Genomic DNA, 25,813 nt, shown 5'->3' on the forward strand with positions numbered 1-25,813 from the left:
CCGGCGCGAAGATCTGCCCGAGAACTGCCCGAGAACTGTCGGAGAACTTGTCTGAGAACTGTCTGAGAACTGTCTGAGAAAACGACCTCAAGCCCACCAGATGGGAACGAACCGCCCCGCGTGGCTCGTCCTTCCCCGGGATGAACAAGACGATCAGGCACGCCTCGGTCTTCACTCTGCTGCTCGTGCTCGCCCTGCTCCTGCGGGCGACATGGGTGCAGTTCCACGACTCGAAGGCGCTCGCGGACGACAAGCACAACCGGCGGAACACGATCGAGCAGTACGCGAACCCGCCGGGCGACATCATCGTGGGCGGTGAGGCCGTCACCGGCTCCACGCGGACGACAGGAGGCGACCTCGCCTACAAACGCACGTACAAGGACGGCGAGCTCTACTCCCCCGTCACGGGGTACAGCTCGCAGGTGTACGGCGCCACGCAGCTGGAGGGCATCTACAAGGACCTCCTGGACGGCACCGACAACCGCCTGAAGAACCCGCTCGACACGCTCACGAACAAGCGCGCCGACCCCGGCGACGTCGTGACGACCATCGACCCGGCGGTACAGAAGGCCGGGTTCGAGGCGCTGGGCGACAAGAAGGGCGCGGCGGTCGCCCTCGACCCGAGGACCGGCCAGATCCTCGGCATGGTCTCGACGCCGTCGTACGACCCGTCGCGGATCAGCGGCTCCACGGACTCCGAGGCGTGGAAGAAGCTGACGACGGACGAGGAGCGGCCGATGGTGAACCGCGCGCTGCGCCAGCCGCTGCCGCCCGGTTCGACGTTCAAGCTGGTCGTCGCGGCAGCGGCCCTGGAGGACGGTCTCTACGGCTCGGTGGACACGCGGACGGACAGCCCGAACCCGTACACCCTGCCGGGCACGGCGACGGTGCTGCGCAACGAGAACGCGTCGGCGCCCTGCGAGGACGCGGACATCCGCACGGCCCTCCAGTACTCGTGCAACAACGTCTTCGCCAAGATGGCCGTGGACCTCGGCCAGGACAAGGTGAAGGCGATGGCGGAGAAGCTGGGCTTCAACGCGGACAAGCTGGACGTGCCGGTGCGCGCGGGCAAGAGCGTGTACCCCTCGGGCATGGACAAGGCGCAGACGGGCCTGTCCGGCATCGGCCAGTTCGACGTGACGGCGACGCCGCTTCAGATGGCGATGGTCTCGGCGGCCATCGCCAACGGCGGCACGTTGGCGAAGCCGCACATGGTCTCGCAGATCACCGACTCGGGCGGCCACGCCTTGGAGAAGTACGACGGCGACGACGACGGTGGCGGCCGGCGCGTGATGGACGAGCGGACGGCCGACGGCCTGCGGTCCGCGATGGAGACGGTCGTCGAGAAGGGCACCGGGTCGAACGCGCAGATCGCGGGCGCGACGGTCGGCGGCAAGACGGGTACGGCCCAGCACGGCGAGAACAACAGCAAGACGCCGTACGCCTGGTTCACGTCGTACGCCAAAACAGATGGCGACCGCGACGGCGGCGGGAAGGAGGTCGCGGTCGCCGTGATGATCGAATCGTCCAGCGCGGCCCGCGACGAGGTAAGCGGCAACGGCCTGGCGGCCCCGATCGCCCAGGCGATGATGACGGCCGCACTGGAGCGGTGAGCCGACTGGAATGATGGCTGACTGCGGAAAAGTCCCGCCGACACGCCGAGCGACACGGCGTGTCGGCGGGACTTTCGTGCAACGTGCCCTACAGCCTCCGCCCCCACCAGAGCTGGAGGCCCCGGCCCACGGCCACGGCCACCGCGGCGCCCGCGAAGCTGCCCGCCACGAACCCCAGGCCGCTGGTCGCGTCACCGTCGTCCACGGCCACCACGATGCCCGCCACGGCCACCGCCACGGCGAGCACGGCGAGGAGCGCGTAGAACTTCCGGCTGAAGAAGCTGGACCGCTCCGGTACCGGCGGCGGGCACTCGACCCGCGCCGCGGGCCCGAGGCTCGCCGCGCGGGGCCGCTTGAAGTAGGCGTAGGCCACCCAGTTCCCGCAGGGCTCCCAGCCGTCGGGGGCGAGCCGCTGGTCCAGGCCCTCGCGGCCACGGGTGACCAATTCGCGCCGGTACTCCCAGCGCTGCGGCTGCGCCAGGTCACGGCGGCTCACGAAACGTCCGACGGCGTCGACGCGCTGCACCTCCCAGCCCTCGTCGCCGAAGCGGTTCAGGAGCTGTTCGTCGACGTACGTGTCGGCGGTCCAGCGCCAGGTCTCCTCCTCCGCTTCGTCGCCTGGAGCAGCCGGTGCCCGCACCCCCGTGGCGGGCACCAGCTGCCGGGCGAACTCTTCCGCCGGGCCGAACTCGGCCTCCGCGTCCTCGGCGCCGGACTCCGCCAGGTGCGCTTCCAGGTCCATGACGGTCACTTCGACGCGGTCGGCCGGCAGGCCCTGCGCGAGCAGCCGCTCGGCGAGGTCGAGGAGGTAACCGTCCCGCCGGTGACCGGCGTTCACGTCCGCCGCGCTCATCGTGTCTCCACTCCTGCCTTGGCCAGGACCTCACGTACGGAGGTGTCGAAGGCGAGCCAGAGCCCGCCCTGCTCACCGAGGGTCGCGCGGCCCTCATCGGTGAGCCGGTAGTAACGCCGCCCCGGCCCCTTCTCGGTGGCCCGGAACTCCGCGTCGACCAGGCCCGCCTCTTCCAGGCGGTTCAGGACGGGGTAGAGCGTGCCGCCCTTGATCTGGCCGAAGCCGGCGGCGCCGAGGAGTTTGGCGATCTCGTAGCCGTAGCTCTCGCCATCGGTGAGGGCGGCGAGCACGAGGAGGTCGAGCACTCCCTTGAACCAGCTGGCTCGGCGGTCGGTCACGTGGGTCTGCCTTTCTCAGGCGCCGGCCGCGGCGAGCGGCCGCTTTTCCGGCGCGGGAAGCGTCAGATCGCGTACGGCGAGGATGACGTGCACGGCGACGGGGAGCAGGAGGCTGCCGGTCGCGAGGTAGAGGCCGGTGAGGAGCGCTCCGAAGACGGCGAAGACGAGGACGCCCTGGCGGCCCTGGTAGAACCCGGCGGCCGCGTGGACGACGACGGAGAGGGCCGCCGCCGCGTAGAGGTCCAGGCCGAGGGCGCCGACGCCGAAGGCGATCAGGAGGCCTCGGTAGACCAGTTCGGCGCAGACGCCGTCGGTGACGGCCACGGCGACGGCGAGCCGGCGCTCCTCGGCGGTGCGCGGCAGCATCGCCTCGATGGCGGCGCGTCCCGGCACGTTCTTGCCCTGCTTGGCGAGCTCGTGGAAATTGCGCGCCGACGCCACGGCTATCGCGGCGACGAGGAGGATCCCGGTCACCACGTACGCGGACCTCTCCGGCGCCACGAGGCCGAAGTCGGCGGCGCTCGCGCCCGGCGACAGGAGCAGCGCGCCGACGGCGAGCGCGGCGAACGTCCACCACAGGGCGAGCGAGAGGCCGAAGTAGCGGACCAGCGCGCGGGGTTCGGTGTCCCTGCGCCGGGCCAGCGAACGGTACATCCGCCGCCCCGCCCACGGCTCGCCCAGCAGCAGGTAACCGGCGAGCGCGGCCGTCACCGCCGTCGATGCGGCCGAGAAGTCCGGCGAAATGGTGGTCATGGGATCCCCCTTCCCGACGGGGTCGGTGCGGCGCGCGCAACGTGTGCCGCGCGCCGCACCGACCCCGGAACGTCTGAGCTACCTAGACCGTATGGCGACCTAGTCAGGAATGCAACCTATCTCTTATGCCGACCTAACTCCTATGCCGACCTAGCTCGCTATGCCGATTCGACTGGCTCCGCGGGGACTGGATTCCTGGGTCAGCCGACGAAGTACGTCGGGTTCGGCAGCTTGTACGTCTTGTCCGCGTAGCCGCCCCGCTGCCGTCAACCGATCAGCCGCCCGCCGTCCACCCCGGGTCGCGGCCGCTCAGTCCGATGACCTGGTCCAGCAGGGGGGCGTCCCGCGGTACGGGTACCGGACGCCCGAACGGGCCGTCCTCGCCGCCGCCCGCGGCGGGGGCCAGGAACGCCCGCGCGCCGTCCAGGCTCGCCTCGTCGGGCGCGTACTCCTGGCCGGTGGCGCGCGCCAGGTCCCAGCCGTGCACGACCAGTTCGTCGAGGACGACCAGCGCCGCGACCTCGCCCGGCAGGTCGAAGCCGCCCGCGCGGGTCATGCCCTGTCGGGCCGCCGGGTCGCGCCACGCCTCGACGACGGCGTCCAGGGCCTTCGGCAGCTCGCCGCGCCAGTCGGGGCCGATGTCCGGCACGACGCTGCCGGGGTCCCTGTCCAGCTCCGGCCGGAAGTCCTTCCGCGCGGCCAGCTCGAAGGCCCGGGAGAGGCCGATCACATGCCCGAGCAGGTGGCGTACGGCGAACTCGGGGCAGGGCGTGGGCGCCGCGAGCTGTTCGTCGCGGACGCGTTCGGCCACGCGGGCCACCAGGCGGGCCTGCGGGCCGAGGTCGAAGGTGTCGTCGCCGGTCATGCTGTCTCCCCATCGTGCGTCCCTGAGGCGGCTGCCTCGGTACTTCTCCCCGGTAGACCCGCCGCGCGGCCGTAACTCATCGCCCGCCGCCGGGGAATCCGCCCGATCCCGCGGCGGGGGCCTTAGAACCACCATGACCAGGCATGACTTCGACAACGATCGGGCGCGTCCTGCGGGACCGCAACGCGGCGCTCTACCTGGGCGCGGTGGTGGTGTCCGGCTTCGGGAGCACCGCGCTGTGGCTGGTCTCCGGCATCTGGGTCAAGGAGCTGACCGGCTCCGACGGCCTGGCCGCGCTCTGCCAGTTCGCGCTCTGGGCGCCCACGCTCATCGGTCCGCTGCTGGGCACGCTCGCCGACCGCATGCGCCGCAGACCGCTGCTCGTGGCCGCCAACCTCGCGCTCGGCGCGCTGCTCCTCTCCCTGTTCGCCGTCGACACCGCGGGACGGCTGTGGATCCTCTTCGCGGTGCTCCTCGTCTACGGGGCGTGCGGCGTCGTCACCGACGCGGCGGAGGCGGCCCTGGTACCGGCGGCCGTCGGCAAGGAACTGCTCGGCGACTTCAACGGCCTGCGGATGTCGGCCAACGAAGGCATGAAGCTGGTGGCGCCCCTCGCGGGCACGGGCCTCTTCGCCGCGTACGGCGGGCCCCGGGTGGCGCTCCTCGACGCCGTCACGTTCGCGCTCGCCGCGGGGATGTACGCGCTGCTGCGGGTCCGCGAGGCCGCGCCGGTCACCGAGCGCACGTCGCTGCGGGCGAGGACCGCCGAGGGCGCCCGGTACCTGTGGGGCGACGGACGGCTGCGGCCCCTCGTCGCGGCGGGCGGCCTGACGATGCTGACCTCGGGCGTGAGCGGCGCGACGGTCTACGCCATCGTGGAGGGCCTCGGCCACGCGCCCGCGTACACGGGGGTGCTGTACGTCGTGCAGGGCGCGGGGTCCGTCGCGGTGGGCGTGGCGTCGGGCGCCCTGATGCGGCGCTTCGGCGGGCGGCGGTTCGGCGGCGCGGGCATCGCGCTGACCGGCGTCGCCCTGGTGCTGAGCGCGCTGCCGAGCGACGCGGCGGTCATCGCGGGCAGCTTCGCGAACGGCGTCGGGCTGCCCTGCGTGCTGATCGCGGGGCTCACCGCCGTGCAGCGGGAGACGCCGGACGCGCTCCTCGGCCGGGCGGCGGCGACCGCCAACACCCTGATGTTCGCGCCGACCGCGCTGGGCATCGCGGCGGGGGCTGCCCTGGTGGAGAGCGTCGACCTCCAGCTGCTCCTTGCGCTGCTCGCGGGGGCGCGGCTGCTGATCGCCGCGCCCCTGCTGCGCCCCCTGCGCTCCGGGGATTCCGAAGGGAGGGCTACTTCACGTCGGCCCACCGCTTGATCGTCGCGATGGCCTTCGACTGCTGCGGCTCGGGCAGCTTGGCGATCGACGCGCCGTGGTTGGCGTCCGGCACCTCGTAGCGGTAGGAGTCGTGGCGGCTCGGGGTGAAGCGCTCGGCGCTCCAGGGGTCGTTCTCGCCGTAGATGAACATCATCCGGCGGCCGTGGTGCTTCACCCAGCGGTCGACGTCGGCGATGGTCTTGTTGTTGTACGTGCCGCGCATGTCGGCGGGCAGCACCGAGTTGGGCTGGTAGACGTCCGGGTGGTGGCGGACGTCCTTGAGGTGCTTGAACCTCAGGTCGGCCCAGCCGAGCTGGGTCGCGGCCTGGTGGTAGTACGGTCCCGATCCGTTGGTGCCGAGCTCCTGGTCGCGGTAGACGCTGAAGCCGTGCTCCTTCGACCAGTCGTACAGCTCGTCGTCGCCCGCCTTCTTCGCGTCGGGGACGGTCGGGCAGTCGGCCGCGGTGCCGCTCTGCCAGAAGTTCCACACCTGGTCGAGCACCGCGAACTCATAGGCGCGGTCGGTGGTGCCGAGGGTCTGGTCGAAGGTGCTGCCCTCGGCCTTCGCCTCCTTCTCGAACCGGGGGAGCAGGTCGTCGCGGCGTACGAGCATCTCGCGCTGCACGGCGTTCAGGGCGGCCCGGCACTCCTGGGTGCCGACCGTCTCGAAGAAGCGCTCGTAGCCGCTGTCGTCGCGGTTGTCGGCGTCGTTGGGCGCGACGAAGGCCACGACCGCGTCGAGGTCCTCCGGGTAGAACCGCTCGTGGTAGGTGGCCGCCATGCCGCCCTTGCTGGCGCCGGTGCCCAGCCACTTGCCCTTCTCGACCGTGCGCAGGGCGCGGGTCAGGCGGTGCTCGTCGGCGGCTTCCTGCTGGACGGTCATCTTGGACCAGTCGTCGCCCGCGGCGCCCTGGGGCCGCGACTCGCCGAAGTAGCGGTGCTCGACGCTGACCTGGTTGGCGTCGAGCAGCCTGGTGAGGGAGGCGGTGACGCCCGCGAGGGTGTAACCGCCGGTGTAGAGCACGGTCGGCTTGGCGGTGGACTTGTGCCAGAGCGTGGCGCGTTGCGTGAAGGTGGCGCCGTGGGGCCTGCGGTGGTCGACGGGCTGGCGGTACGTCAGGGTGTAGAGGGGGTAGCCCTCTTTGTCCGTGACGGAGACGACCTTCATGCCGGGCAGCTTTTCGAGCCGGGCCTTGATGTCGGCCGCGTCGGCCGCCTTGTGCGCCGCCGGATCGGCCGGCCGCGCCGCCGTCGATGCTTGTGCGGTGGCGGGCGCCGCGCCGGCGAGCACGGCGGCACCCGCCATCAGTCCGGCACAGGCCAGCGCGGATATCCCCTTGTTGCGCACCTTGTCTCCCTTGTCCCCGTGGTCCTGGAGCGACGGTTGTGGTGCGCGGATCGTATCGGCGATCACTCCAGGCGCGACAGGGCTTCCGCGACCAGCCTCAGGTCGCCGTCCGAAGCCAGTCCCGCGTGGTAGAGCCGCAGTTCGGTGGCGCCGTGGCCGGCCGCCCGTGCCGCGTCGGCGGCGAGGGTCGCGGGGCTGCCGCCCATCCCGGCGACGACGGGGAAGTTGGCGGCGAGGACGCCCCCGCCGTGGCCCCTGAAGGGCGTGAGCGGCTCGGGCCCGCCGCCGCAGGGCACGACCACGCCGTCCGCCACGCCGAGGATGTGCTCCGGGTCGACGCCCGCGTTCGCCCCGCAGTGGTACGAGACGGGGTCCGCGTGCAGCAGCACCTGAAAGCCGGGCGGGGCCGCCGCGCGGACCGCCCCGACCGCCGCCTCCTGGAACGTGCGGGCCGTCCCGTCGCGCCACGCGCGCGTGGCCGCCGCCCGGTCCGCCCCGAGGAGCTTCTCGACCCCCGCCCAGCCCGGGTCCTCGCCCGCGCCCCGCCAGACGGGCTCAAGGGCGTCCCGCACGGCGGCCGCAAGCGCGTCCGGATCAAGGCCCGCTCCCCCGTACCCCGCCCGGCAGGAGCCGCAGAAGCACAGGGACATCAGGTACTGGCCCGCCTCGCCGAGTCCGACGCCCGCGGTCTTGTCGTGGGCGTGCAGATGCGCGAGGCCGTACCAGCCGCACGACTCCAGCTCGGTGCCGCGGGCGCCGGGGCGCGCGGCGGCCTCGGCGGCGAGGTCGACGAGGTACGCGCGCGTGGCGGGCTGCGCGATGCAGGGCGCCCAGGGGTAGTGGTCCCCGTAGGCGTTGACGACGGAGGTGTCGGGGTGGTCGTCGCCGAGCCGGGAGCTGTGGGCGAGGACCACCCAACTGTGGACGTCGATCCCTGCGGCGGCCAGGGCTTCGGCGGCCTGTCCGTAGGCGTCGCCCCGCGCCCAGTCCCCCGCCTCGTGCGGCCGGATCCGCCGCCCCCGCCACCGCTCGTCCGGCGGGTAGAGCACGGCGGCGTGCGCGGCCGTGACGATGCGGTGGCGGGGGTGGCGCGGGGTCAGCGCGCGCGTGGAGTGGTAGGCGGCGGCGAGGGTGACCTGCCGGATGCCCAGGGCGGCGAGGCGGCCGGGGGCTTCGGGGTCGCCGACGACGTCCCAGGGGTAGAGGAACGCGGCGGCCCTCACGCGTCGCCCCGGCGCGCGTCGCGGCCCGGCAGCTCGTCGCCGAGCAGCGCCCGGCCGCGTTCGACGAGTTCGGCGAGGCGCTTGACGTGTTCGGCGGCGGGTTCGTTCAGCGGCGGGCGCACCCCGCCGACGTCGAGACCGCTGAGCCGCACGCCCGCCTTGACGAGGGAGACGGCGTAGCCGCGGCCGAGGGAGCGCAGCTCGACGAAGGGCCGGTAGAAGCCGTCGACGAGGCGGTTCACGGTGTCATCGCCCTCGGCGGTCCCGGCGTTGAGCGCCCGGTGGAAGGCCAGCGCGATGTCGGGGGCGAAGCAGAACACGGCCGACGAGTAGAGGCTGACGCCGATGCCGCGGTAGGCGAGGCCGGTCAGCTCGGCGGTCGGCAGGCCGTTGAAGTACAGGAAGTCGCCGGGCACCTCGCTGCGGACGGCGCTGACGGTGCGCTGCATCAGGTCCATGTCGCCGAGGCCGTCCTTGAAGCCGATGACGCCCTCGGCGCGGGCGAGTTCGACGACCGTCTCCGGGGTGAGGACGGCGTTGTCGCGCTGGTAGACGATGACGTCGAGGGAGGTGGCCGCGGCGAGCTCGGTGTAGTGCCGGATCAGCCCCTCCTGTCCGGCGACCACGAGGTAGGGCGGCATGGCGAGCAGCCCGTCGGCGCCCGCGTCCTCGGCCAGGCGCGCGTACCGCACGGCGAGGGCCGTGCCGTATCCGGCGCCCGCGACGACCGGCACCCGGCCCGCCGTCTCCTCGACGGCGGCGGCGACGCAGCTCTGGAACTCCTCGGGGGTCAGGGCGTGGAACTCGCCCGTGCCGCAACAGGCGAAGACGGCCGCCGCGCCGGCGTCGATGCCCGCGCGCACATGGGTGCGGAAGGTCTCCAGGTCGATGGAGCCGTCCGGCCCGTAGGCGGTGACCGGGAAGAACAACGGCCCGCTGGGAACGCGGAGTCGGGAAGCGAGAGGGGCTGACGTCACGGGCTCTCCCTAGCGTGCACGTTTCTGATTGATGTCTATATTTCTGAACGCGACCACGCTAAGGCGCCCTCTCGACCCTGGTCAAGCCGTCGACCATGCACAGAGGGACGGATTCCCGGCCTCCGCGCGACACTTGACGCGACGCCACCGAGATCCCTAGCGTGTCCACGGATGTGAATTCTGTACGTGGATGAGTACGAATCCGCCCGAGGAGATCCCGCATGCCCGCTTCCCGCACCGTCCTGCTGACCGGCGCCGCCGGGGGCCTCGGCACCCTGATGCGCGGGCTGCTCCCGGCCTACGGCCACGATCTGCGCCTGCTCGACGTGCGCGGCCTCGACGGCTCGCCCGGCGCGATCACCGCCGACCTCGCCGACAGGGACGCGCTGCGCGAGGCCGTGCGCGGCGTCGACGCGGTCCTGCACTTCGCGGGCATCTCCCTGGAGTCCACCTTCGAGAAGATCCTCAGGGCCAACATCGAAGGGACGTACAACCTCTACGAGGCGGCCCGCGAGGAGGGCGTGCGGCGGATCGTCTTCGCCTCCTCGAACCACGCGGTGGGCTTCACGCCGCGTCCCGAGGGCGACGACCCGCTCATCCCGCTCGACACCCCGCGCCGCCCCGACACCTTCTACGGCCTCTCCAAGTCCTTCGGCGAGGACCTCGCCCAGTTCTACTGGGACAAGCACGGCATCGAGACCGTCTCGGTCCGCATCGGCTCGTGCTTCCCGGAGCCGACGAGCGTGCGGATGCTCTCGGTCTGGATGAGCCCGGGCGACGGCGCGCGGCTCTTCCACGCGGCCCTCACCGCCGAGGACGTCGGGCACACCGTGGTCTACGGCTCCTCCGCCAACACCCGCCTGTGGTGGGACCTCTCCTCCGCCCGCGCGCTCGGCTACGAACCGCAGGACGACTCCGAGCAGTACGCGGAGAAGCTCATCGCCGAGCAGGGCGAGCTCGACCCCGCCAACCCTGACCACGCCCATCTCGGTGGCCCGTTCTGCACCGACCCGCCGGTCTGGCCCTACTGAACCGGCGGCGCCTCGCGAGGGCCCGGGCCCGAACGGGCGGCAAGCGGGCACCCCGGGCCCGCGGTACGGGCACGCATGGTGCCCGTACCCCAGGCCGACGCCGCGTGATCCGGGCACATACGGGCAGCATCACGCCCGCTTGGCACCTTCTCTCGTTCATGCGGGCGCTGTAGAACTTCCCCCAAGGCCCGAACGGGCACAGCGAGACCAGGGGAAGCAGGTGGCGCCGATGACCGCGGAGGAGCGGCAGCGGCGGATCGTCAGCGCGGCACGGACCTCCGGCTCCGTCGACGTGACGGAGCTCGCCGCCCGGCTCGGCGTCGCGAAGGAGACCGTCCGCCGCGACCTGCGCGCCCTGGAGGACCACGGCCTGGTCCGCCGCACCCACGGCGGCGCCTACCCCGTGGAGAGCGCGGGTTTCGAGACCACCCTCGCCTTCCGCACGACCATGCACGTCCCCGAGAAGCGGCGCATCGCCGCCGCCGCGGCCGACCTGCTCGGGGACGCCGAGACCGTCTTCGTGGACGAGGGGTTCACGCCCCAGCTCATCGCCGAGGCCCTGCCCGACGTGGCGGGCGGACGCCCGCTGACCGTGGTCACCGCCTCACTGGCCACGGCGGGCGCCCTCGCCGAGGCCGAGAACGTCGCCGTACTGCTGCTCGGCGGCCGGGTCCGCCCGGGCACCCTCGCCACCGTCGACCACTGGACGACGCGCATGCTGGCCGGCTTCGTCATCGACCTGGCGTACATCGGCGCCAACGGCATCTCGCGCGAGCACGGCCTGACGACGCCCGACCCCGCCGTGAGCGAGGTGAAGGCCCAGGCCATCAGGGCGTCGAGGCGCACCGTGTTCACGGGCGTGCACACCAAGTTCGGGGCGACGAGCTTCTGCCGGTTCGCCGGCATCGGCGACCTCGAAGCGATCGTCACCAGCAGCCGCCTGCCGGCCTCCGAAGCCCACCGCTACTCCCTCCTCGGACCGCAGGTCCTGCGCGTCTGACGCCGCCCTCCCCCCTTCCTCCCCTTCCTTCCCTTCCTTCCCTTCCTCCCCTCCCTTCCCCGTACGGCCGTAATGGGCCACCGTACGCCCCGACGCGCCCGAAAACCCCCGATATGACCCCTCTACGTCCAGGAGCACTCATGCGAACCCCGAGCCGACGGAGGCAGCGCGCGCTCTCCGCTGCCGCCGCAGGGACGCTGCTCGCCCCGCTGCTCACCGGCTGCTGGGCCGGCGCGGGCGGGACCGGTTCAGGCGACTCCCTCAACGTCCTGATGGTGAACAACCCGCAGATGGTCGAGTTGCGCAAGCTCACCGCCGCCCACTTCACCAAGGAGACGGGCATCAAGGTGAACTTCACCGTCCTGCCCGAGAACGACGTCCGCGACAAGATCAGCCAGGACTTCGCCAACCAGGCGGGCCAGTACGACATCGCCACCCTCAGCAACTACGAGATACCCATCTACGCGAAGAACGGCTGGCTCCACGAGGTCGGTTCCTACGCGCGCAAGGACACCGCGTACGACGAGAAGGACATCCTGGCGCCGATGCGCCAGTCCCTCACCGGAGAGGACGGCAAGCTCTACGGACAGCCCTTCTACGGGGAGTCGTCCTTCCTGATGTACCGCAAGGACGTCTTCGAGAAGGCCGGCCTCACCATGCCCGAACACCCCACCTGGCAGCAGGTGGCCCGGCTCGCCGCCCGGGTGGACGGCGAGGAGCCGGGGATGAAGGGCATCTGTCTGCGCGGCCTGCCCGGCTGGGGCGAGGTCATGGCGCCCCTGACCACCGTCGTGAACACCTTCGGCGGCACCTGGTTCGACAAGGACTGGAAGGCCCGCCTGGACTCCCCCGAGTTCGAGAAGGCGACCCGCTTCTACGTGGACCTCGTACGCGAGCACGGCGAGTCCGGCGCCGCCCAGTCCGGGTACGCCGAGTGCCTCAACAACCTCACGCAGGGCAAGACCGCCATGTGGTACGACGCGACGGCCGCCGCGGGGTCCCTCGAATCCCCCAAGTCACCGGTCAAGGGAAAGATCGGCTACGTCCCCGCCCCGGTGGCGAAGACCGGGAACTCCGGCTGGCTCTACACCTGGGCCTGGGGCATGCAGAAGGCCTCGCGCAACCCGGACAAGGCGTGGAAGTTCATCTCCTGGGCCTCCGGCAAGGAGTACGAGAAGCTCGTCGGCGAGAAGACCGGCTGGTCGAACGTCCCCGCGGGCAAGCGCGCCTCGACCTACGCGAACCCCGCCTACCGCGAGGAAGCCGCCGCCTTCCAGGACGTCACCCGCGCCGCCATCGAAGGGGCAAGGCCCCGCGACCCCGGTGTGCAGCCGCGGCCCGCGCCCGGCATCCAGTTCGTCGGCATCCCCGAGTTCACCGACCTGGGCACCAAGGTCTCCCAGGAGATCAGCGCGGCCATCGCCGGACGCCAGTCCGTCGCTTCGGCCCTGGAGAAGTCACAGGAGCTCGCCGAGAAGATCTCCGAGGAGTACGAGGGACGATGACCGCCACCGCGAGCACCACCACCGTGCGGCACACGCGCGTGCCCGCCGCGAAGACACCCCCGTCGGGCCGGCTGCGCGCCTGGGCGACCAGGGCGCCCCTGCTCCCCGCCCTCATCTTCATGATCGCCGTGACCCAGCTGCCCTTCGTGGCGACCCTGGTGATCTCCTTCTTCGACTGGAACGCCCTCTACCCCGACGCCCGCAGCTTCACCGGGTTCGCGAACTACACCGAGGTCATCACCGACCCCGACCTGCGCAAGTCCGTGCTGACCACGATCCTGCTCACCGCCTCGGTCGTGCTGGCCAGCCTGGTCATCGGCCTCGGCCTCGCACTGCTGCTCGACCGGAGGTTCAAGGGGCGCGGGCTCGTCCGTACGCTGCTCATCGCGCCGTTCCTGCTGGTCCCCGTGGCCGCCGCGCTGCTGTGGAAGCACGTGCTCTACAACCCCGAGTACGGCCTCTTCAACGGCCTGCTGCGCTGGGTGGGCGGTGACTCCGCGGCGCAGCCCGACTGGATCTCCAACACCCCGCTGCTGGCGATCGAGGCCTCCCTGGTGTGGCAGTGGACGCCCTTCATGATGCTGATCCTCCTCGCCGGGCTGCAGAGCCGCGACAGCGAGCTGATCGAGGCGGCCCGCATGGACGGGGCGAGCGACTGGCAGGTCTTCCGCCATCTGACCCTGCCGCACCTGCGCCGCTACCTCGAACTGGGCGCCCTGCTCGGCTCGATCTACATCGTGCAGAACTTCGACGCCGTCTTCACCATCACCTCGGGCGGTCTCGGCACCGCCAACCTGCCCTACACCGTCTACCAGAGCTTCTACCAGGCGCACGAGAACGGCCTGGCCTCCGCGGCCGGCGTGCTCGTCGTCATCGGCTCGCTGATCATCGCGACCTTCGCACTGCGGGTCGTCTCGTCCCTGTTCCGTGAGGAGGCGTCCCGCTGATGGCCGCTGTTACGGCGAAGACCGCCACCACGGCGAAGGCCCGCCCACGCGCGCGTGGGTCCCTGCTCGGCCTGGCCGCCTGGGTCGCCGGCATCCTGTTCTTCCTGCCCATCGCCTGGATGGCGCTGACCTCCTTCCACTCGGAGGAGGACGCCGCCACCAACCCGCCCTCGCTCGCCGCCTCGCTCACCCTGGACGGCTACCGCGACTTCTTCGGGGCGGGCGGCGGCGCGAGCCCCTGGCCCTCGCTCATCAACTCCACGGTGGCCTCGCTCGCCTCGACGCTGCTCGTGCTGGTGCTGGCCCTGCCCGCCGCGTACGCCCTGTCGATCAGGCCCGTGAAGAAGTGGACGGACGTCCTCTTCTTCTTCCTCTCCACCAAGATGCTGCCGGTCGTGGCGGGTCTCCTGCCGATCTACCTGTTCGCCAAGAACACCGACTTCCTCGACAACATCTGGCTGCTCGTCATCCTCTACACCTCGATGAACCTGCCGATCGCGGTGTGGATGATGCACTCCTTCCTCGCCGAGGTGCCCAAGGCCATCATCGAGGCCGCCCAGATCGACGGGGCACGGCTGCCCACCATCCTCGCGCGCGTGGTGGCGCCCATCGCGCTGCCCGGCATCGCCGCGACCTCGCTGATCTGCTTCATCTTCAGCTGGAACGAACTGCTCTTCGCCCGGGTGCTCACGGGCGTCGTCGCCCAGACCGCGCCCGTCTTCCTGACCGGCTTCATCACCAGCCAGGGTCTGTTCCTGGCGAAGGTGTGCGCCGCGTCGCTCGTGATCTCCCTGCCGGTGCTCGCCGCGGGGTTCGCCGCCCAGGACAAGCTGGTCCAGGGTCTGTCGTTGGGAGCTGTGAAATGAAGGCCGCGATCGTCGAGTCGGTGGGCAAGGTCGTCGTCGGCGAGGTGCCCGACCCGACGCCGGGCCCCCGCGAGGTCGTCGTGGAGGTCGCCGCGTGCGGCCTGTGCGGCACGGACCTGCACATCAAGCAGGGGGAGTTCGCCCCGACCCTGCCCGTGGTGCCGGGCCACGAGTTCGCCGGCACCGTCGTCGCCCTCGGTGCCGACGTGCGCGGGCTCGCCGTCGGCGACCGGGTCGCGGTGGACCCCTCGCTGCACTGCCACGAGTGCCGCTTCTGCCGGGTGGGGCGCGGCAACATGTGCGAGCGCTGGGCCGCGATCGGCGTGACCACCGCGGGCGGCGCCGCCCAGTACGCCAAGGCGCCCGCCGCCAACTGCGTGCGGCTGCCCGACCATGTGCGCACCCAGGACGCCGCCCTCATCGAGCCGCTGTCCTGCGCGGTGCGCGGCTACGACGTGCTGCGCTCGCAGCTCGCCTCGCACGTGCTGATCTACGGCTCGGGCACGATGGGCCTGATGATGCTGGAGCTGGCCAAGCGGACCGGCGCGGCCAGCGTCGACGTGGTCGACCTCAACCCCGAGCGGCTCGCGACGGCGAAGCGGCTCGGCGTCTCGGCGTCGGCGGCCGGCGCCGACGAACTCGACCGGCCCGGCGGCTGGGACGTGGTGATCGACGCGACGGGCAACGCGGCCGCCATCCAGGACGGCCTCGGCCGGGTCGCGAAGGCGGGCACGTTCCTCCAGTTCGGTGTCGCGGACTACGCCACGCGGGTGGAGATCGACCCGTACCGCATCTACAACCAGGAGATCACCATCACCGGGTCGATGGCGGTCCTGCACAGCTACGAGCGGGCGGCCGAGCTGTTCGCGGCGGGCGTCCTGGACCCGGAGGTGTTCATCAGCGACCGGCTGCCGCTGGACGACTACCCCCGGGCGCTCGACCAGTTCGCCGCCGGGATCGGGCGGAAGATCGTCGTCGTGCCGTAATCCGGTGTCGCGCGGGCATGGCCGGGGGCTACGCTCCCGGCCATGCCGAGACCCCAGGGATTCTCCTACGCCCGACGCCCCGACGGAAGCGTCACCATCACGCACGGCGAGCGCGGGGCGGGGACGCTGCGCGGCGCCCGCGCCGAGCGGTTCCTCGCCGAGGTCGAGGGCGGCGACCCGCAGCTCGTGATGGCCCGCTGGACGGGCAACTACAAGCACGGCAACGAACGGACGGCGCGCGACCACCCGCGCAACCGCCGCTGAGGCACGTGCGGCGCCGTGGAAAAAACCTGCCGCGGGTAAGGGAACGGCAAAGCGGGGTCGTTCGTTACCCCTGGCATGACAGCTATGACCCCCGGCTCGAACATCCCCCTGACCGCCGCCCGCGTGGCGGTGGACGTCGCCGCCCCGGTGCGGCTCGACGTATCGGGCCTGCTGCTCACCGCCGACGGCAAGGTGCGCTCCGACGACGACTTCATCTTCTTCAACCAGCCCTCGGGCCCCGGTGTGACGTATCAGTCGGGCGGCGGCTCCACCCCCGACAAGATCATCGTGGACACGGCGGCCGTGCCGGCCGGCATCGAGAAGATCGTCGTGACCGCGAGCCCGGACGCCGCGGGAGCGACCTTCCAGGGCGTCGAGCCCACCGCCACCATCCGCAACGCGGACGACGGCTCCGTGCTCGCCACGTTCACACCGCCGAAGCTCGGCACCGAGACCGCCCTGGTGATCGTCGAGGTCTACCTGCGCAACGGCGCGTGGAAGGCCCGCGCGGTCGGCCAGGGGTACTCCAACGGCCTGGCGGGCATCGCGACGGACTTCGGCGTCTCGGTCGAGGAGCCCGCCGCTCCGACGCCCGCCCCGGCTCCCGCGCCGGCCGCCGCGGCCCCGATGGCGCCGCCGGTGGGCCAACCCGTGCAGGGCCCGCCCCCGCCGGCCGCGGCTCCGGCCGCCGCCGCCGCGCCCGCGCTCGGCGCCGGGAAGATCAACCTCGACAAGGGCCGGGTCAACCTCCAGAAGAACCAGACGGTGTCCCTGGTCAAGGGCGGCAAGCCGCTGCTGTCCCAGGTCAAGATGGGCCTCGGCTGGGAGCCCGCGTTCCGCGGCAAGGACATCGACCTCGACGCCTCCGTCATCGCGTACGGCCCGCAGCGCAACCACGTCGACAGCTGCTACTTCGGCAAGCTGTCGATCGTGAAGGGCGCGATCAAGCACTCCGGCGACAACCTCACGGGCGAGGGCGGCGGTGACGACGAGGTGATCGTCGTCGACCTCGGCCGTCTCCCCGACGACGTCACGGGCCTGGTCTTCACGGTGAACTCGTTCTCCGGCCAGAAGTTCACCGAGGTCGCCAAGGCCTACTGCCGCCTGATCGACGCGGCCTCCGGCGAGGAGCTGGTCCGCTTCGACCTGACCAACGCCGAGGCGCAGACGGGCGTCATGATGGCGAAGCTGATCAAGCAGTTCACCGGCGAGTGGGAAATGACCGCGATGGGGCAGTTCGTCAAGTCGCGCACGGTCCGCGGCATGGTGAAGCCGGCGGCGCAGTCGCTCTGAGCGAGCGGACGGCACAGGGCAGACGAAAGGGGCGGCGGGCCGCGCGCAGCGGCTCGCCGCCCCTTCGGCGGGTCAGGAGCGATTCAGCGGATCAGAGCTTTGCCAGCTTGGGATAGGGGCTCAGGAACCGTCCCTGACGGCCCGCGAAGTCGATGACGACCGCGTCCTCCCCCTCGACACCGACGATCCTCCCGAGGCCGTACTGGTCGTGGGAGACACGGTCACCCACGGCGAACTGCTCTACGGGTGGGGCGGGCGGTGCGGGTACGTTGAAGGGACTGTTCGGCAGATGGCGGCGCGAGCCGGCGGGCCTCGTCATGTTTGCAGTATGCGCCCCCGGACGCCCGCCGCACCATGCTCCGACCTCACACCGCCCTCACATCGGTATGGAACAGACACACAAACCGCAGCCGAAACGCCACGCCCGTCGCCCCTGTAAATCACCCTAAAGGGGGACGCACGTGACGTACCAGCCCCGATTATCGACGCCAGGTGACCGCTATGTCACCCACGGCCAGAAGGCGCTAGTGCCGCTGCCGCTTCCAGGGACCCGTGATCGCCAGCAGGATGCCGGGCGACTGGATGCTGGCGTAGAGGGTGCTGCCGTCGGGTGAGAACGTGACGCCCGCGAACTCGCTGTACTTCGGGTCGTCCTCGGTGCCCGCGTTGAGTTCGTTGCGCGCGATGGGGTACGTGCGTCCGTGCTCGGTCGCGCCGAAGAGGTGCTGGACGCCGTCGCCGTCCTCGGCGATGACCAGGCCGCCGTAGGGCGAGACGGTAATGTTGTCGGGGCCGTCGAAGGCGCCGTCCTTGTCCGGGTCGGGGTTCACGCCGAGCAGCACCTTCAGGGTGAGGGTGCGGCGGCCGGGGTGGTAGAACCACACCTGTCCGTCGTGCTGGGCGGGGCTCTCGCCGCGGGCGAAGGAGGCGACGATGTAGACGCCGCCGTCACCCCACCACATGCCTTCGAGCTTGCGGGCGCGCGTGATGTCGCCGTCGTCGAACTGCTCGCGCACCGGCACGGTCCGCGCGTCGCGGTCGGGGACCTCCACCCAGTCCACGCCGTACACCGTGCCGGTCCTGGTGGCGCGCGAGAGGTCGTCGACGAAGCGGCCGCCGGAGTCGTAGCACTTGGGCGCCTTCAGGACACCCGCGTCGTCGGCGAGGCCGCGCAGCCTGCCGCGGCCGTGCTCGAAGCCGTGCGGCGGGGTCCAGCGGTAGAACAGGCCGTTCGGGCCCGAGGCGTCCTCGGTGAGGTAGGCGTGGCCGCGCCGGGGGTCGATGACGACGGCCTCGTGGGCGTAGCGGCCGAAGGCCTTGATCGGCTTGGGATCACGCCCGGCGCGCCGGTCCTGGGGGTCGACCTCGAAGACGTAGCCGTGGTCCTTGGTCATGCCGTTCTGGCCGGCCTTGTCCTCGGTCTCCTCGCAGGTGAGCCAGGTGCCCCAGGGAGTGCTGCCGCCCGCGCAGTTCGTGGCGGTGCCCGCGATGCCCACCCATTCGGCCACATGGCCGTCGCGCCGGACCTCGACGACCGTGCAGCCGCCGGCCGCGGCCGGGTCGTAGACGAGCCCCTCGGTCAGCGGTACGGGGTGCTTCCACTTGGTGCGGGCGCCGCCCAGCTCGTGGTTGTTGACGAGGTAGGTGGTGCCGCGCGGGCCGCGGAAGGCGGCGGTGCCGTCGTGGTTGGAGGGCGTGAACTCGCCGCTCTCCAGCTTGGTGCGCCCGCTGTACGTGAGCACGCGGTACGAGAATCCGGCGGGCAGCGCGAGCAGCCCCTCGGGGTCGGGGATGAGCGGGCCGTAGCCGGGGCCGCGGTGGCCGTGGCCGCGGGACCCGTCCTCGCCCGCGACACCCGCCTCCTCGGTCTCGGAGGCGGCGAGCGCGCCGGGCGCGGTGGCCAGCGCGCCGACGCTGCCGGCCAGGACGACCCCCGCCCCGGTGATCGCGGAGCGTCTGGACACATCCCTGTGGGTGAGCGGCATGGTTCCTCCTGGGTGCGGGCGCGGAGCGCGAGGGGCCTGGCTGCTGTAGGCGAAACGGTCGCTCCCGCTCCTGAACGGCGGTTTAACGGCGTACGACCGCAGAGGACCACCTTCGGTGAACCCGGGCCGGGACCGGCAATCGGCGCGGCACACCTTGACCCGGGCGGTCCCCGGCAATAGACAGCACATACGTGCAACCGCAGCACCCACGCGGGGAGGCGGGCCGAGTGGACGCACATCAGGCGCGCAGCCTCCATGAGGACCGGCTCATGAAGCTGGCCAATGTCACCGGCGTCGGCACAGGACGGGACGAACACTCGGGCCAGGACGTGATCGTCGTCTTTGTCACCCACCGAGTGCCCCGTGAGCGGCTCCGGGACGAAGACGTGGTTCCGGACGTGCTGGAAGGTGTCCCCGTGAGCGTGCTCGCCATCGGCGGGGTCGACGCGCAGAGCGGCGGGACGTAGCGGGAGCGGCACCTGAGCGCGCCCCCGGAACCCTCACCCTGCATCCAAGGTGAAGAGGTGGTCTGGCGTGGAGAGCCGGCCCGAACTGATGCGAGGACCCACCGGCGGTCAGCTGAGCGACAGCTCCCGTCAGCAGGCGATCTCCGACTTCCTGCGGCCCCAGCAGCCGCTCGCAGGCGTCGTCGGCTTCGGCCACGGCGTGAAGTGGACGGGCGGCCGGCCCACCGGCGAACCCGCCGTCCTGATCTTCGTCACCCAGAAGGTCCCGGACTCCATGCTGCCCGAGCGGGACGTCGTGCCGAGCCGGATGGACGACGGCACCCCGACCGACGTCGTCGCGGTCGGGCACATCGCGGCACAGCGCCGGCAGAGCAGGCCGGGCGGCCGCCGGGCGGAGGACCGCGCCCCGGTGGCGTACGGCCCCGACGGCAGCGTCGGCGAGCAGCTCTCGGGCCTCGGCCAGCCGCAGCTGGAGGAGCTCGGAGGGCTCGGCGCGTTCGAACCGCAGCTCCTGAAGCGCCGGATACGCCCGTGTCCCTCCGGTTTCTCGGTCGGCAACGTCCGGGTGACCGCGGGCACGCTCGGCAGCGTGGTCCACGACTTCCTGCCCGGCGCCTCCGTCGACCCGCCGGCCTCCGGGCTCGGCATCCCCGCGAAGTTCTCCATCCTCTCCAACAACCACGTGCTGGCCGACTCCAACCGGGCGCAGCTCGGCAGCGCGATCGTGCAGCCGGGCGTCTTCGACGGCGGCCAGGACCCGGCGGACCGCATCGCGGTCCTCGAACGGTTCATCACCATCCAGTTCGCCCCGCAGATCCCGCTGGAGCGGCACAACAACGTCGTGGACGCGGCGCTCGGCACGGTCGACTTCCAGGACGCGACGCGTGAGCAGTACTTCAGCGGTGCGCCGCGCGCCTGGCGGCGCAAGGCGAACGTGGCCGTCGGCGACCTGGTGAAGAAGACCGGGCGTACGACGAACATCAGCTTCGGCCGGATCATGGCGGTCGACGCGACCATCGACGTCAACTACGGCACGGCGGGCACCGCCCGCTTCAAGGACCAGATCCTGACGACGAACATCTCCGCGGGCGGCGACTCCGGTTCGCTGGTCACCTCGCACGACCACGTCGCGGTGGGCCTGCTCTTCGCCGGGTCGTCGACCGTGACCGTGGTCAACCACATCGAGAACGTCCGCGCGCTGCTGCGCGTGGAGATCGCCGAGCTGCTGGCCTGACGGTCAGGAACGGAAGGAGGATTTCCCATGACCACACAGGCACGCGGGGACAAGGGCCGTTCGCGGGCGGAGCGCCGCTTCCACAATCCGCAGGGCGCCGAGGTCAAGACGCGCGACGAGGCGTTCGCCTCGCAGATCGCCGGTGTGTCGGCGCGGGACCTGTCGACGGGGTGCAAGCTGACGCTCCACAGCGGCCAGGTCACCTTCGCCATCGAGGTGACGTACAACCCCAACACCTATCCGCATGTGGTGACCGGCGGGCAGATCACCGCCGGCATCTGCGGCGCGCCGTGGGACATCACGGGCGGCACGGTCGGCGAGACGATCCGCCTGGACGCCGAGCGGGCCGGTCAGGGCAGCTGTGCCTCGACGATCACGATCGTGGGCGAGTACCAGAACCCTCCGGCCTACCGGGGGACCTACGGTTTCGACGGGGCGACGTCGTCCTTCAAGCACACGACGCGGTACGAGTGCTGACGCCCCGGGCACGGTGAGCGGACGCCGGGCGGACCCTGCTGTGCGGGGCCCGCCCGGCGTTCACCGGACCGGAGGGGCAGGGGGCGAAGCCCTCTTACATCCCCTGCTGCGACCTGGCCTTGAAGGCCGCCTTGCGGGCCTCCTTCGCCACCTTCTTGTCCGGGTGCAGGCGCCCCATCGCCTCCAGGACGTCCGCCGTGGCGGGGTGCTCCACGCGCCACGCCGTGGCGAAGAAGCCGCTGTGCTGCTGCGCGAGGCCCTCGACCAGGCCCTGGAGCTCGTCGGAGTTGCCCTCGGCCGCGAGCTGCGCGGCCAGGGTGTCGATGGTCAGCCAGAAGATGAGCGCCTCCGAGGGCGCGGGCACGTCCGCGGCCCCGTGCTCGGTCAGCCAGACCCGGGCGAGCCCCCCGAGCTCGGCGTCGTCGAGCACCTCGCGCAGCGCGGGCTCGGCCTCGCCGCCGACCAGGGAGAGCGCCTGCTGGCAGCGGAGCCGCCGCAGCGGCGCGTTCTCGTCGCCGCCGCGGGCCGCGGCGAGCAGTTCCCGTGCCGCGGCCAGCGGTTCGTGCCGGGCGAGCCACTGCACGATCTCGGCCTGCGCGGCGCCCTGCGGGAAGCCGGAGGTGCCTTCGAGGAGCGCGTCGGCGCCCTTGTCCGCGAGGTCGCCGACGGCGGGCGCGTCGACGCCGGCCTCCAGCATGCGGGCCCGGACGCCGTACAGGCCGAGCGGGGTGAGCCGGACCATGCCGTAGCGGGAGACGTCCTCGTCGTCGACGGGGGCGGGCTCCTCCGCGTCGTCGATCTCGGCCATGAGGGCCTCGTCCACCGGCTGGTACTCGACGAGGCCGAGCGGTTCGAAGAGCCGGAACTGGTCGTCGAGCTTCATCATGGCGTCCGACACCTGCTCCAGGACGGCGTCCGTGGGCTCGCCCATGTCGTCGGGGACGATCATCGAGGCGGCGAGGGCGGGCAGCGGCACCGGTCCCTCCCCGGCCGCGGCGTCGCCCACGGTGAGCAGGTAGAGGTTGCCGAGGACCCCGTCGAGGAAGTCGGCCTCGGCCTGCGGGTCCCAGCCGAGCTCGGCGAAGTCGACCTCGCCGTTCTCCTCCAGGTCGTCGAGGAGGTGGTCCATGTCGGGCACGGTGGCGTCCGCGTACACGGTGTCCAGGGCGCCGAGCCAGACGGCGAGGACGTCCTGCGGGCTGCCGCCGGAGAGCACCGCGAGGTCCTCGCCCTGGGTGACGGTGCCCTCCGCGCCCTCCTCCTCGGCGTCCGTGACGTCGATCAGGCCGGTGTCCACGGCGATCCGCCAGGCCTCGCTGGCGTACGCGGCGGCGTCCGGGTCGTCGGCCGCGAGGCCGAGTTCGGCGGCGGCCGCCGGGAGCTGGGCGTCGACGAGCTCACCGCCGGCGCCGACCCGGGTGTCCGGCCCCGCCCAGCGGGCGAGCTTCACGGCGCGGGAGAGCAGCGGGGTGGCGAGCGCGGCCCGCGCGAGCTCCGCTTCGGAGTGCAGCAGCACCGGCGGCAGGGTGGCGGGGCTTACGGACATCGGCTGGTTCTCCTCCGGAGGTACGGGCTCTGCAGTGCGCAAGCCTAGACGGATTTGGCACCATGCCGCCCGGTTCATGTCCCCGTCAGGAAACGTACAGCGCGGGAACACCCGTACAACCTTGACAACTCCCCTGGTCAGGCAAGAGATTGACGCGCGTAGAGCGCCCGGTCGGGCCTGCGCCGCAGCTTCGTTCCTCCACCCTCATCCGGAGTCCCAGATGCCTCACATATCGACGCCCCGCCTTCCGAGATCCGCCGCCGTCAGCACCGTGCTCGCCACCGCCCTGGCGGCCGGCCTGCTCGCCGTCACCTCGTCCGCGGCCGTGGCCGACGCGGTCCGCATCCATGACATCCAGGGCGACACCCGTACGTCCCCCCTGGTGGGGCAGCAGGTCAGCGACGTGTCCGGCATCGTCACCGGCGTGCGCGGCTACGGCTCCAAGGGCTTTTGGATCCAGTCCCCCGACGGCACGGCGGACGGCGACGCGGCCACCAGCGAGGGCGTCTTCGTCTTCACAGGATCGGCGGCGCCCACGGTCGAGCCGGGCGACGCGGTACGGGTCTCGGGGACGGTCGGGGAGTACGTGCCCGGGGGCACCGGTTCCGGCAACCAGTCCCTGACGCAGATCACCAGGCCGACGGTGACCGTGGAGTCCTCCGGCAACGCCCTGCCCGCGCCGGTCACCATCACCGCCAAGTCCGTGCCCGACCGCTACGCGCCCGCCGGTGACCCCGCGCAGGGCGGCAGCGTCAACGCGCTGCCGCTGCGGCCCGGCCGTTACGCCCTGGACCGGTACGAGTCCCTGGAGGGCATGAACGTACGGATCGGCAGCTCGCGCGTGGTCGGCGCGACCGACCGGTACAACGAGCTGTGGGTGACGGTGAAGCCGCACGAGAACGCCGGCCGGCGCGGCGGCACCGTCTACGGCTCCTACGCCGCGCAGAACGGCGGCCGGCTCCAGATCCAGCAGCTCGCCCCGGTCTCCGAGCGGCCCTTCCCGAAGGCGGACGTGGGGGACGTCCTGCGCGGCACCACCGAAGGCCCGCTGGACTTCAACCAGTTCGGCGGCTACACCCTGACCGCCCGTGAGCTGGGCGACGTCCGAGGCGGCGGCCTGGAGCGGGAGAAGACGCGCAAGCAGGGCAAGGGCGAGCTCGCGGTCGCCACGTACAACGTCGAGAACCTCGACCCGACCGATCCGCAGGCGAAGTTCGACGCGCTCGCGGGGGCCGTCGTCGAGAACCTCGCGTCGCCCGACATCGTCGCCCTGGAGGAGATCCAGGACGACAACGGCGCCAAGAACGACGGCACCGTGTCGGCGGAGGTGACCCTGAAGAAGTTCACGGACGCGATCGTCGCCGCGGGCGGGCCGCGCTACGCCTGGCGCTCCATCGACCCGGAGAACAACAAGGACGGCGGGGAGCCCGGCGGCAACATCCGTCAGGTCTTCCTCTACAACCCCGGGCGCGTCTCGTTCACCGAGCGGTCCGGCGGCGACGCGACGACGCCCACCGAGGTCGTACGGGAGAAGGGCCGCGCCGCGCTGACCCGCTCCCCGGGCCGCGTCGACCCGAAGAACGCGGCGTGGACGAACAGCCGCAAGCCGCTGGCCGGGGAGTTCGTCTTCCGCGGCCGCACGGTCTTCGTGATCGCCAACCACTTCGCCTCCAAGGGCGGCGACGAGGGGCTCACCTCGCACCACCAGCCGCCGCGGCGCTCGTCGGAGGAGCAGCGGCTGCTCCAGGCGCAGGCCGTGAACGGCTTCGTGCGGGACATCCGCGAGGCGCAGCGGAACGCGGACGTCGTCGTGCTCGGCGACATCAACGACTTCGAGTTCTCGGGCACCACCGAGGCCCTCACCGACGGCGGCGCACTGCGTCCGGCCGTCGAGTCGCTGCCGAGGAGCGAGCGGTACTCCTACGTCTACCAGGGCAACTCGCAGGTCCTCGACCAGATCCTGACCAGCCCCGGGGTCGGCAACCGCTTCTCCTACGACAGCGTGCACATCAACGCGGAGTTCGCCGAGCAGAACAGCGACCACGACCCGCAGGTGCTGCGCTTCCGGCCGTAGGCCGCCCGGGGCGGGCCCGGCTCAGCCGTAGAGGTGGTGCAGCCAGTCCTGCCAGGCCAGTTCGGTGCGCTTGGCGTCGGCGTGCGTCCCGAAGTCGTGGACGCCCAGCGCGACCGGCGCACCGAAGTGGTTGCGGCCGAAGAAGCGGTGCATGGTGTCGTCCGTCCGCAGCCCGATGAAGTACCGGCTGCGGAAGTCGATCACGCAGTTCAGCTCCTCGCCCGGCCCCTCGGCGCGGATCCGGGCGCCTTCGGACGCGTCGTCGGGGATGCCGAGCGCCCGGGCGAGGCGGACGAAGGCGTCGGGGGCGCGGGACGCGGGCGGGCCGTTGAGGCCGGAGTAGACGGCCTGGCGGTCCACGAAGTGCGCCAGGTACTGGGCCAGGGTGTGCAGGTGGAAGTCGGTGTGCTTGACGGCGCTGTCGTACTGGCTGTCCCAGTCCCCGGTGAAGACGCCGCTGTGCACATGGCGCAGCCGGCAGCGGCGGCCGCCGTCGCGGGGCTCGATGGTGTGGTCGAGCTGGTCCAGGCTCTGGCCCGGCACCGCGTCCGGGTCCTCGACCCGGGCGGTCAGGCGGTGGGGCGGGTCCCAGCGGACGACGGTCCCGCCGTGCGGGGCGCCGCCGCCCTCGCACGGCTCGTAGAGCATGGGCCGGAGCCAGCCGCCGGTACCGGTGGTGAGCGCGGCCCAGACCTGCGCCGGGGAGCCCTCGACCTCGAACTCCCGGGCGATCTCGAACTCCTTGCCCGTGCCGGCCCTGCCGGTTCCGCTGCCGCTCATGCCGACTCCCTGGGGTGG

Annotated in this window: 25 protein-coding genes; 14 read left to right on the forward strand and 11 right to left on the reverse strand. The window is 71.9% G+C overall.

Going from position 1 to position 25,813, the window contains the following annotated elements; genetic code table 11:
- Positions 1-140 precede the first annotated feature (140 nt).
- Positions 141-1,613, forward strand: a complete 1,473-nt coding sequence (locus ACRAKF_RS10340) for a peptidoglycan D,D-transpeptidase FtsI family protein (protein WP_447036644.1) — start codon at positions 141-143, stop codon at positions 1,611-1,613.
- A gap of 88 nt (positions 1,614-1,701) precedes the next feature.
- Here the strand turns inward: ACRAKF_RS10340 and ACRAKF_RS10345 are convergent, their stop codons facing one another.
- The 4 genes from ACRAKF_RS10345 to ACRAKF_RS10360 form a co-directional block, all read right to left on the reverse strand.
- Positions 1,702-2,466, reverse strand: a complete 765-nt coding sequence (locus ACRAKF_RS10345; RefSeq protein ID WP_447036645.1) for a hypothetical protein — start codon at positions 2,464-2,466, stop codon at positions 1,702-1,704.
- Positions 2,463-2,804 carry a PadR family transcriptional regulator gene (locus ACRAKF_RS10350; protein WP_447036646.1) on the reverse strand — a complete coding sequence of 114 codons (342 nt, stop codon included), beginning with the start codon at positions 2,802-2,804 and terminating at the stop codon, positions 2,463-2,465. Before ACRAKF_RS10350 ends, ACRAKF_RS10345 begins: the two co-directional genes overlap by 4 nt.
- A 15-nt stretch (positions 2,805-2,819) precedes the next feature.
- Positions 2,820-3,557: a CPBP family intramembrane glutamic endopeptidase gene (locus ACRAKF_RS10355; protein WP_447036647.1), complete on the reverse strand. Its 738-nt coding sequence runs from the start codon at positions 3,555-3,557 to the stop codon at positions 2,820-2,822.
- A 274-nt stretch (positions 3,558-3,831) separates the two neighbouring features.
- Positions 3,832-4,422, reverse strand: a complete 591-nt coding sequence (locus ACRAKF_RS10360) for a TIGR03086 family metal-binding protein (RefSeq protein ID WP_447036648.1) — start codon at positions 4,420-4,422, stop codon at positions 3,832-3,834.
- A 143-nt stretch (positions 4,423-4,565) separates the two neighbouring features.
- Between ACRAKF_RS10360 and ACRAKF_RS10365 the strand changes: the two genes are divergently transcribed.
- Positions 4,566-5,792 carry an MFS transporter gene (locus tag ACRAKF_RS10365; RefSeq protein WP_447036649.1) on the forward strand — a complete coding sequence of 409 codons (1,227 nt, stop codon included), beginning with the start codon at positions 4,566-4,568 and terminating at the stop codon, positions 5,790-5,792.
- Here the strand turns inward: ACRAKF_RS10365 and ACRAKF_RS10370 are convergent.
- The 3 genes from ACRAKF_RS10370 to ACRAKF_RS10380 all read right to left on the reverse strand — a co-directional run bounded on the left by ACRAKF_RS10370 (position 5,767) and on the right by ACRAKF_RS10380 (position 9,340).
- Complete coding sequence (locus tag ACRAKF_RS10370; protein WP_447036650.1) at positions 5,767-7,140, reverse strand: S28 family serine protease; 1,374 nt, start codon at positions 7,138-7,140, stop codon at positions 5,767-5,769. The genes ACRAKF_RS10365 and ACRAKF_RS10370 overlap by 26 nt on opposite strands.
- Positions 7,141-7,202: 62 nt before the next feature.
- Positions 7,203-8,363, reverse strand: a complete 1,161-nt coding sequence (locus ACRAKF_RS10375; RefSeq protein WP_447036651.1) for a hypothetical protein — start codon at positions 8,361-8,363, stop codon at positions 7,203-7,205.
- Positions 8,360-9,340, reverse strand: a complete 981-nt coding sequence (locus ACRAKF_RS10380; protein ID WP_447036652.1) for a 5-dehydro-4-deoxyglucarate dehydratase — start codon at positions 9,338-9,340, stop codon at positions 8,360-8,362. Before ACRAKF_RS10380 ends, ACRAKF_RS10375 begins: the two co-directional genes overlap by 4 nt.
- Positions 9,341-9,561: 221 nt before the next feature.
- On the opposite strand from ACRAKF_RS10380, the gene ACRAKF_RS10385 reads away from it, so the two are divergent.
- From ACRAKF_RS10385 to ACRAKF_RS10420, 8 genes are all read left to right on the forward strand, one after another.
- Positions 9,562-10,371 carry an NAD-dependent epimerase/dehydratase family protein gene (locus ACRAKF_RS10385; protein WP_447036653.1) on the forward strand — a complete coding sequence of 270 codons (810 nt, stop codon included), beginning with the start codon at positions 9,562-9,564 and terminating at the stop codon, positions 10,369-10,371.
- 229 nt (positions 10,372-10,600) lie between these two features.
- Entirely contained in the window at positions 10,601-11,371 is a 771-nt protein-coding gene (locus ACRAKF_RS10390; protein WP_447036654.1) for a DeoR/GlpR family DNA-binding transcription regulator, read from the forward strand.
- 140 nt (positions 11,372-11,511) lie between these two features.
- Positions 11,512-12,876, forward strand: coding sequence for an ABC transporter substrate-binding protein (locus ACRAKF_RS10395; protein WP_447036655.1), 1,365 nt, complete (start codon positions 11,512-11,514; stop codon positions 12,874-12,876).
- Positions 12,873-13,823: a carbohydrate ABC transporter permease gene (locus tag ACRAKF_RS10400; protein ID WP_447036656.1), complete on the forward strand. Its 951-nt coding sequence runs from the start codon at positions 12,873-12,875 to the stop codon at positions 13,821-13,823. The genes ACRAKF_RS10395 and ACRAKF_RS10400 overlap by 4 nt, the downstream gene beginning before the upstream one ends.
- The gene (locus ACRAKF_RS10405) at positions 13,823-14,689 is read left to right on the forward strand and encodes a carbohydrate ABC transporter permease (RefSeq protein ID WP_447036657.1); all 867 of its coding nucleotides are present in this window, start codon (positions 13,823-13,825) and stop codon (positions 14,687-14,689) included. Before ACRAKF_RS10400 ends, ACRAKF_RS10405 begins: the two co-directional genes overlap by 1 nt.
- Positions 14,686-15,675: a zinc-dependent alcohol dehydrogenase family protein gene (locus tag ACRAKF_RS10410; protein ID WP_447036658.1), complete on the forward strand. Its 990-nt coding sequence runs from the start codon at positions 14,686-14,688 to the stop codon at positions 15,673-15,675. The genes ACRAKF_RS10405 and ACRAKF_RS10410 overlap by 4 nt, the downstream gene beginning before the upstream one ends.
- A gap of 42 nt (positions 15,676-15,717) precedes the next feature.
- Entirely contained in the window at positions 15,718-15,939 is a 222-nt protein-coding gene (locus tag ACRAKF_RS10415; RefSeq protein WP_447036659.1) for a hypothetical protein, read from the forward strand.
- A gap of 75 nt (positions 15,940-16,014) precedes the next feature.
- Complete coding sequence (locus ACRAKF_RS10420) at positions 16,015-17,232, forward strand: TerD family protein (RefSeq protein ID WP_447036660.1); 1,218 nt, start codon at positions 16,015-16,017, stop codon at positions 17,230-17,232.
- A gap of 91 nt (positions 17,233-17,323) precedes the next feature.
- On the opposite strand, the gene ACRAKF_RS10425 is transcribed toward ACRAKF_RS10420, so the two are convergent.
- Both ACRAKF_RS10425 and ACRAKF_RS10430 read right to left on the reverse strand, forming a co-directional pair.
- A complete protein-coding gene (locus tag ACRAKF_RS10425; RefSeq protein WP_030784272.1) occupies positions 17,324-17,551 on the reverse strand; it encodes a CarD family transcriptional regulator in 228 nt (75 codons plus the stop codon).
- Positions 17,552-17,756: 205 nt separating this feature from the next.
- Positions 17,757-19,217, reverse strand: a complete 1,461-nt coding sequence (locus tag ACRAKF_RS10430; RefSeq protein WP_447036661.1) for an alkaline phosphatase PhoX — start codon at positions 19,215-19,217, stop codon at positions 17,757-17,759.
- Between the two features lie 269 nt (positions 19,218-19,486).
- Here ACRAKF_RS10430 and ACRAKF_RS10435 point away from each other — a divergent pair, with 269 nt between their 5' ends.
- The 3 genes from ACRAKF_RS10435 to ACRAKF_RS10445 all read left to right on the forward strand — a co-directional run bounded on the left by ACRAKF_RS10435 (position 19,487) and on the right by ACRAKF_RS10445 (position 21,395).
- A complete protein-coding gene (locus ACRAKF_RS10435; protein WP_447036662.1) occupies positions 19,487-19,684 on the forward strand; it encodes a hypothetical protein in 198 nt (65 codons plus the stop codon).
- 67 nt (positions 19,685-19,751) lie between these two features.
- Positions 19,752-20,918, forward strand: a complete 1,167-nt coding sequence (locus tag ACRAKF_RS10440) for a hypothetical protein (protein ID WP_447036663.1) — start codon at positions 19,752-19,754, stop codon at positions 20,916-20,918.
- Positions 20,919-20,945: 27 nt separating this feature from the next.
- Positions 20,946-21,395, forward strand: a complete 450-nt coding sequence (locus ACRAKF_RS10445; protein ID WP_447036664.1) for a hypothetical protein — start codon at positions 20,946-20,948, stop codon at positions 21,393-21,395.
- A gap of 94 nt (positions 21,396-21,489) precedes the next feature.
- Here ACRAKF_RS10445 and ACRAKF_RS10450 read toward each other — a convergent pair whose 3' ends face one another.
- Positions 21,490-22,941 (reverse strand): hypothetical protein, encoded by a 1,452-nt coding sequence (locus ACRAKF_RS10450; RefSeq protein ID WP_447036665.1) that lies wholly within the window; start codon positions 22,939-22,941, stop codon positions 21,490-21,492.
- A gap of 220 nt (positions 22,942-23,161) precedes the next feature.
- Here ACRAKF_RS10450 and ACRAKF_RS10455 point away from each other — a divergent pair, with 220 nt between their 5' ends.
- On the forward strand, positions 23,162-25,015 hold the full coding sequence (locus ACRAKF_RS10455) for an endonuclease/exonuclease/phosphatase family protein (RefSeq protein ID WP_447036666.1): 1,854 nt from the start codon (positions 23,162-23,164) through the stop codon (positions 25,013-25,015).
- Between the two features lie 21 nt (positions 25,016-25,036).
- Here the strand turns inward: ACRAKF_RS10455 and ACRAKF_RS10460 are convergent, their stop codons facing one another.
- Positions 25,037-25,795, reverse strand: a complete 759-nt coding sequence (locus tag ACRAKF_RS10460; protein WP_447036667.1) for an SRPBCC family protein — start codon at positions 25,793-25,795, stop codon at positions 25,037-25,039.
- Positions 25,796-25,813 lie beyond the last annotated feature (18 nt).

This window comes from Streptomyces sp. DSM 118878, assembly GCF_052936595.1.

Coding starts and splice junctions, on each gene's coding strand:
- ACRAKF_RS10460 (WP_447036667.1), bottom strand. CDS start 25,795: ATGAGCGGCAGCGGAACCGGCAGGGCCGGCACGGGCAAGGAGTTCGAG.
- ACRAKF_RS10445 (WP_447036664.1), top strand. CDS start 20,946: ATGACCACACAGGCACGCGGGGACAAGGGCCGTTCGCGGGCGGAGCGC.
- ACRAKF_RS10355 (WP_447036647.1), bottom strand. CDS start 3,557: ATGACCACCATTTCGCCGGACTTCTCGGCCGCATCGACGGCGGTGACG.
- ACRAKF_RS10340 (WP_447036644.1), top strand. CDS start 141: ATGAACAAGACGATCAGGCACGCCTCGGTCTTCACTCTGCTGCTCGTG.
- ACRAKF_RS10405 (WP_447036657.1), top strand. CDS start 13,823: ATGGCCGCTGTTACGGCGAAGACCGCCACCACGGCGAAGGCCCGCCCA.
- ACRAKF_RS10410 (WP_447036658.1), top strand. CDS start 14,686: ATGAAGGCCGCGATCGTCGAGTCGGTGGGCAAGGTCGTCGTCGGCGAG.
- ACRAKF_RS10420 (WP_447036660.1), top strand. CDS start 16,015: ATGACAGCTATGACCCCCGGCTCGAACATCCCCCTGACCGCCGCCCGC.
- ACRAKF_RS10395 (WP_447036655.1), top strand. CDS start 11,512: ATGCGAACCCCGAGCCGACGGAGGCAGCGCGCGCTCTCCGCTGCCGCC.
- ACRAKF_RS10345 (WP_447036645.1), bottom strand. CDS start 2,466: ATGAGCGCGGCGGACGTGAACGCCGGTCACCGGCGGGACGGTTACCTC.
- ACRAKF_RS10390 (WP_447036654.1), top strand. CDS start 10,601: ATGACCGCGGAGGAGCGGCAGCGGCGGATCGTCAGCGCGGCACGGACC.
- ACRAKF_RS10400 (WP_447036656.1), top strand. CDS start 12,873: ATGACCGCCACCGCGAGCACCACCACCGTGCGGCACACGCGCGTGCCC.
- ACRAKF_RS10450 (WP_447036665.1), bottom strand. CDS start 22,941: ATGTCCGTAAGCCCCGCCACCCTGCCGCCGGTGCTGCTGCACTCCGAA.
- ACRAKF_RS10425 (WP_030784272.1), bottom strand. CDS start 17,551: ATGACGAGGCCCGCCGGCTCGCGCCGCCATCTGCCGAACAGTCCCTTC.
- ACRAKF_RS10360 (WP_447036648.1), bottom strand. CDS start 4,422: ATGACCGGCGACGACACCTTCGACCTCGGCCCGCAGGCCCGCCTGGTG.
- ACRAKF_RS10455 (WP_447036666.1), top strand. CDS start 23,162: ATGCCTCACATATCGACGCCCCGCCTTCCGAGATCCGCCGCCGTCAGC.
- ACRAKF_RS10430 (WP_447036661.1), bottom strand. CDS start 19,217: ATGCCGCTCACCCACAGGGATGTGTCCAGACGCTCCGCGATCACCGGG.
- ACRAKF_RS10415 (WP_447036659.1), top strand. CDS start 15,718: ATGCCGAGACCCCAGGGATTCTCCTACGCCCGACGCCCCGACGGAAGC.
- ACRAKF_RS10385 (WP_447036653.1), top strand. CDS start 9,562: ATGCCCGCTTCCCGCACCGTCCTGCTGACCGGCGCCGCCGGGGGCCTC.
- ACRAKF_RS10365 (WP_447036649.1), top strand. CDS start 4,566: ATGACTTCGACAACGATCGGGCGCGTCCTGCGGGACCGCAACGCGGCG.
- ACRAKF_RS10435 (WP_447036662.1), top strand. CDS start 19,487: ATGAAGCTGGCCAATGTCACCGGCGTCGGCACAGGACGGGACGAACAC.